The organism is Variovorax sp. WDL1 (assembly GCF_001541225.1).
Lineage (GTDB): Bacteria > Pseudomonadota > Gammaproteobacteria > Burkholderiales > Burkholderiaceae_C > Variovorax.
On record NZ_LMTS01000190.1, the window covers coordinates 1 to 5,767 of the forward strand.

General features: G+C 61.4%; 6 protein-coding genes. 2 read left to right on the top strand and 4 right to left on the bottom strand.

The window, feature by feature from the left end:
* From APY03_RS25510 to APY03_RS25525, 4 genes are all read right to left on the bottom strand, one after another.
* Positions 1–307: hypothetical protein (locus APY03_RS25510; protein ID WP_157103458.1), on the bottom strand; the 307-nt coding region annotated here is incomplete at its 3' end.
* A gap of 533 nt (positions 308–840) precedes the next feature.
* Positions 841–1,761 (bottom strand): 2OG-Fe(II) oxygenase, encoded by a 921-nt coding sequence (locus APY03_RS25515; RefSeq protein WP_068681348.1) that lies wholly within the window; start codon positions 1,759–1,761, stop codon positions 841–843.
* 453 nt (positions 1,762–2,214) lie between these two features.
* Positions 2,215–2,469, bottom strand: coding sequence for a hypothetical protein (locus tag APY03_RS25520; RefSeq protein ID WP_068681350.1), 255 nt, complete (start codon positions 2,467–2,469; stop codon positions 2,215–2,217).
* Positions 2,470–2,988 (bottom strand): hypothetical protein, encoded by a 519-nt coding sequence (locus tag APY03_RS25525; protein WP_068681352.1) that lies wholly within the window; start codon positions 2,986–2,988, stop codon positions 2,470–2,472.
* Between the two features lie 373 nt (positions 2,989–3,361).
* On the opposite strand from APY03_RS25525, the gene APY03_RS25530 reads away from it, so the two are divergent.
* The gene (locus APY03_RS25530; RefSeq protein WP_068681356.1) at positions 3,362–4,237 is read left to right on the top strand and encodes a hypothetical protein; all 876 of its coding nucleotides are present in this window, start codon (positions 3,362–3,364) and stop codon (positions 4,235–4,237) included.
* A gap of 419 nt (positions 4,238–4,656) precedes the next feature.
* The coding region (locus tag APY03_RS40550) for a tyrosinase family protein (RefSeq protein ID WP_198161301.1) at positions 4,657–5,767 on the top strand (1,111 nt) is incomplete at its 3' end.

The window sequence follows — 5,767 nt, forward strand, 5'->3', positions numbered from 1 at the left end:
CACCGACGAGCAGATCCGGTTGCTGTGCCAGCCAATGCACCATGCCTGCAAACACGCAAAAAAAGACCGCCTCGAGCGGTCTGCCTGCCGCTTCCGCCAGCCGATTGGCTGAAGCGCAGGCTTCGGCGTCCAGGTCAAGGCTTGCCAGTGCAGGCGCAAAAATCGATTGCGCTGTTCGCGCGCGATCGATTGGAAGTTCGGTCACAGCCAGATCACTTGGCGGAAACAATTGCTGCCAGTAGCTGGCGCGCTGGACGGTTCCGTCCTCCGGAGCCGCAGCGATGCGGAGTGGCACGTGATGTTCCATTTGTCTCCTGCCCAGCGATCTTCGTTACAGCCACTGACGACCGTTTATCCGTGGTCGTCGGTCACCGAAATTACTGACAAAGTACTCACTTGAAGGCTCCGATGTTCCGCGCGTGGCGACTTGTTGCCAACCGGCCATAAGCATCAGAACCTCCACTCCCCATCCATCGACCGGGATATGCCCAGACCGACGCGATTGATCGCAATCGGCCTATTGACAGCGGTTTCTAGGAGACACAACTGTGCATGAACTTTACAATTGTGAATACTAAGTACTTACACCAATCGGCTTGTCGACCGCTAGGGCTGATAGGGTTCTAGGAGGCGATCAATTGGCGAGGTCCGGCGGCTGCCAACGCGCGGCGCTGGTCACGCGGGCGCTGAACGCCCGGCTTGGGCGTGATCGTCGTGCGGCATGCCAACGACGTTGTCGCCGGCATTGAGAGCGAAGTGGATAGCGGACACTTCCTTGAGGCCCTCAAGAAGGGGTTCGGTCAGTTCGGCTGTCACCCAACGAGGAAGGATCGCCCGGGTTCAGCCGCGGCCGGTGATCTTGCGCGCTAGCAGCCAGACCACCGGCGGTGTCAGCATGCGCATGAGGGCCATGATTTGGTCGACGCGGCGCGTGGTCATGAAGACCGAGGCCGATGCGTCGCCGTGCTGCTTGCCGGCGAGCGGGCTGGTGTAGAAGTACGCGGCGACCGAGCGGCGTGGCCGGCCGTCCGGCGCCTGCAGCGGCTTGGTGTGGCCGTGATAGCTCGCGGGGCCGTGCGGCAACAGGATGGTGCGGCCGAATTCGGGCTGCACGGTGGTCACGCAGCGGTCCTGCTTCTTGTCCCAGAGCTCGAGCCCCGAACCCCAGGCCGGGTCCCATCCCTTGTTAAGGTAGGTGATGAAGACCATCTCGTTCTTCAGCCCGAGATGGCGGTGGCGGTTGAAGTCGCGATGCACGGCGAAGGTCGCGCCGGTCCTGCTTTCGTGCAGCCCGCCACCGAAGAGCTTGGGATCGGACAGCAGGTAGTCGACGCCGCTGAGCGACGACAGCCAGTCGATGAACCAGCTGGAATGGATGATGTCGAAGTACAGCTGCGAAGCCGGGCCGAGCGCCACGCCGAGCATCGAGCGGCGCGTCGATTCGTATTGAGTCTTGATGTCGGCCCAGCCGCCGTCGGGAAGCATGTCGAACTCTTCGGCCACGAGTTCCAGCAGGCTCGGATAGAAGATGTTTTCTAGAACGAGATGAGGAAACGGTGAGCCGGCCAGCAGGCGCTGGTGGAGGCGCTCGCGCTCCTCTGGTGCGAAGAGCGAGCGGTCGACCAATTCGGCGCACGGCAGGCGCACGCCGCGGATGCTGATGAACTCGGTGGGCAGTTGGAACGGCGTCGCTTGCGAGGCTGCAACCAACGGCTGCTCGTGGACCGAAGGGTCGAGAGGGGGAGAGAGCAGGGCAGACATGGCAGCAGCACCTCCACGGACCGACCCGGCTTCAAGCAGGGTCATATTGAATCCTGAGGTGTTAACTGTAATCCCAGCGCGAAAATTGTGAAACTTTATTACTAGCGGCGCCGGCCGATCGTCGAGCGTCGCATTCCACAACGCGAAACCCAACGGCCACCCAGCGGGAGAGCCGCTGGCGGTCGCTCACAACGACAACGGCAAGGCGACAAGAAGCACGCAAACGTGACCAGCGCTGCGAGGCCAACCTGCGGCCAGGGCGGGCGCGAAGATCGCGCCGCTATCGAGACGCTGCGGCGGTGGCAGTGCTGTACTTCGGCGTGGCCGCGCGCGCGAAGTTCTAGACCGGGCACGCTGCTATAGAGGAAGAGGGCCCCGCTGATGCGGAGCCGGGCCTGTCGAAAGGCTGAAAAGGTGCTCCAGCCGGCAATGAGGCCGTGCGCGAACAAGTACCTACTTTTTCGTCGATGCGCCGGCCTTTCCGTCTTTCTTCATCATGTCCGCGCACATTTTCATCATGGGGTCGTCCTTCTTCATCTCGCCTTTTTTGGACATCTCCATGTGAGCCTTGCACTCCTGCATGGTCATGCTGCTCTTCGTTCCGTCTTTGGCCATGGAGTCGTTCTTCTTCGTCGTGTCCTGGGCGCTGGCTCCGCCGGTTGCGAACGCGATGCTCGCGCAAATAAGAGCTGTAGCAATGGTCTTCATTCATGAACTCCAAGAAAGCGGTAGTTCAACGTAGGGCGGTGGACTCCCGATCGGCATCGGACACGAAGCGGCCAATGCGTAGGACTGAAAGCGCCTGCATCGAGGTGCAGATGCAGCGTGCAGGTGCGTGTCATGAGGATTGCCGCTCGCTTCGCGGGTTTCCGGCGACGTCACATTGACCAACAGGGCGTCTCTCGGCGCATCCAGGAAGCGCGCGGTGAACACCATCTCGGCCGAGATGGCGAGCGGGAACAAGGGCCTGGTCAGTGCCGCCAGCCCGGCAGCAGCAAGCCCTTGCGCCGGCCGATGAAATCGCTGATGGGCACCCGAGAACTTGACAATCAACCCAGTTGCTTCGGCGATGCCTTTGATTAGGCCGACGGCCAGCATGCTGGCGCTCAGCGTGCAGACCAGAAAGACCGCCAGCAGGCTGTGAACGAGTTCGGACGATAGGTCCATCAGCAAGCTGACGAATCCCAGCACCCATACGGTGCGCGGATGGTGCCCCGGAGTCGACATGGGGTCTTCATCTCTGGGTCGTTGTGAGCTATGCACAGGACCTGCCGCCTGCTCGGTTCTTCAGACCAGCAGCACAACCCCCGCCCGCACCTACACCGCCCAGCTGAGCTCGAACCTTCTCGAGTCAAGGCTATGCGGCGGGGCGCGAAGTCGTATCCCGCGCTGAAATGTCCACGCGTTCCACGACCATGCCGAGATTCTCCACGAGGTGAAGGACGTGGCGATGCGCTGGCGAATCATCTGGTATTGCGGGCGTTGCGGCGCGTTCTGGAAGGCAGATGTGGTCCGCTGGCTCACTTATGCGAAGCCCGACAGCATCTGTGAAACTCGTCCTGCACATCCGGCAGCGTAGCGCGGTCAAGGTGTGTTCACCATGATGAAAACCATCGCCCACCGGCAACTGCTCTGGCTATGGTTAGTGCTGGCGCCGATGATTGCAACGGCGCAAGGGGGCAGCGCAGCCATCTTGCTGGCAAAGTTCCAAGCGAGCCAGCCACAACTCCAGCGCAACGTCTTCGGACGCCCCATGGTGCTTCAATCGGTTGAGGCGCACGACCAGGTGAGCGGTAGTGTCCATGCGGTGATCGATCATCCGTTTGCTTATGTGAGCAATTCGCTACGCGAGCCTGCCGTTTGGTGCGAGATTTTGATGCTGCACCTCAATACCAAGCACTGTGCCGTGCGAGAGATTTCCGGGGCGGCGGCCCTGGCTGTCGCCATCGGCCGTACGTACGACCAGCCCCTGCCAGATGCGCAGCGCATCGACTTCGCATGGCGATCGGCCGCCATCACCTCCGACTATCTGGCGGTGCATCTGAGCGCCACCCAAGGTCCGTTCTCCACCCGCGACTACCGCATGGAGCTCGAAGCCATACCGCTCGACGGTGGCAAGACCTTCGTGCATCTTGCCTACGCCTATGCGGACGGGATAGTGGCACGTCTCGCGATGCAGATCTATCTCGCAACGATCGGAAGCGGCAAGGTCGGGTTCACCGTGATAGGCGAGAATTCAGCTGGCCGACCGGAATACGTGGGTGGAGTGCGCGGGGTGGTGGAGCGAAACACGATGCGTTACTACCTCGCCATCGATGCGTACCTGAACGCGCCGGGCGACCAGCAACTTGAAGAACGTCTAGTCAGGTGGTTCGACAGCACTGAAAAGTATTCGCACCAACTCCGTGAGATGAGCCGAGACCGCTACCTCGCGATGAAACGCGAAGAATTCGCGCGCATGAAGGCGGCGCGCTGAAGGTCGTGCCTCGTGGCCGAATGACTCCTACGGTACGTAGCCGCGCGCAGCAGTCCGTGGGCGTGAAGCGCGCACGGTCGCGGCATTGCCGGCCGCTGCTCGCCCCGACAAGCTGTTGGCCTGAGATTCGGTCGCGTGTCACAGAAGGGCACCGGCAGCCAACCCTGCCGAACCCTACGCAGGCCTACCTCCAGGACCCCTTTCCGTGCCGTTGCTAGCCTTTTTCCTCAACATTGAGGTTGCGGTTCTGCTTCAAGCTGGCGCACGCTCGTGGCCATGAAGGTAGCTTCGGCGTGGCAAAGCATTTGCTGCCGCACTTCGGGCGCCTTCGAAGGCTGTTGCGTATCCGGATTACGCGCGATGGTCGGGGAAACAAACAATCAAGAGCGATCCACAACCCCAGGGAAAAGGAGACAACAATGGCACTCGGAGATGGTATCCGTCGCAACATCGCGTCCGTAGATCCGTCCGAACGGGCACTACTTCGCGATGCACTGATCGCGTTGAACCAACGCCTTTTTCCCGGCAGCAGAACCGACCCGAATGCGGGCGGGGTGAGCTGGTGGTTCAAGCAAGATGAAATCCATCAGGCAACGCATGTGCATGGCCGACCGGAATTCGTCCCGTGGCACCGGGAGCTTGTCAATCGGCTGGAGGCGATGCTGCGGCAAATCGATCCGCGGCTTTCTCTCCACTACTGGGACTGGACGCAAGATCCACGGGCCATTCCTAACGCGAATCTGGGCGGCGGGGCGACCGGGACGTTGAATCTGTTCACGCCGGACTTCATGGGGTATGGAGGCTCGAGTTCTGCCCCAATCGGCGAACCTTGGCTTAGTGCAGGCTACTACGTCCCAGGCGCGAATCCGCATCGAGATGCTACTGGCAATCCAGCAGACCCACCCAGAACGGTCGTTCGATTCGTTAGCGGCTCTCCGGCGTCGGCCGCCGGAGACAATGCAATTGCAAACGCAGTCGATTACCCCACGATGTGGAATCTACTGGCGGGCGTGCACAACGCCATGCATGGTTTCGTCGCCATGGGCAGTGCACATGTGTCTTTCCGGGATCCCTTCGTATTCTTATTGCATTCGAATGTAGACCGGCTGTTTGCGCGTTGGCAGACCGACCCCGCGCGCCCGGAAAGACTGGACCCTAACGCGGTCTATGGATCGGAAAGTGGCGACGCCGGGCTCAACAGCAATATCAGGCCATGGTCGGGCGTGCCACCCACCAACCGGCCTTGGGCTCCCCCGGAGAACCAACAGTTTGCCAAGAACTGCAAGCACCCATCGGTGGTCAGTCCGCCGCGCTACGACACGAATTTCCCCGGCGCACAGTTGGTCGTCGCAAACTTCGCCTATAACGCCGGGGGCTGGCGTGTAGAACGGCACCCGCGCTTCCTCGCCGACCTGACAGGCGACCGTCGTGCGGACATCGTCGGCTTCGGAAACGCTGGAGTCTGGGTCGCACTCAACAACGGCACCGGGACCTTCCAGGCACCCCAGATGGTCGTCGGGAACTTCGGCT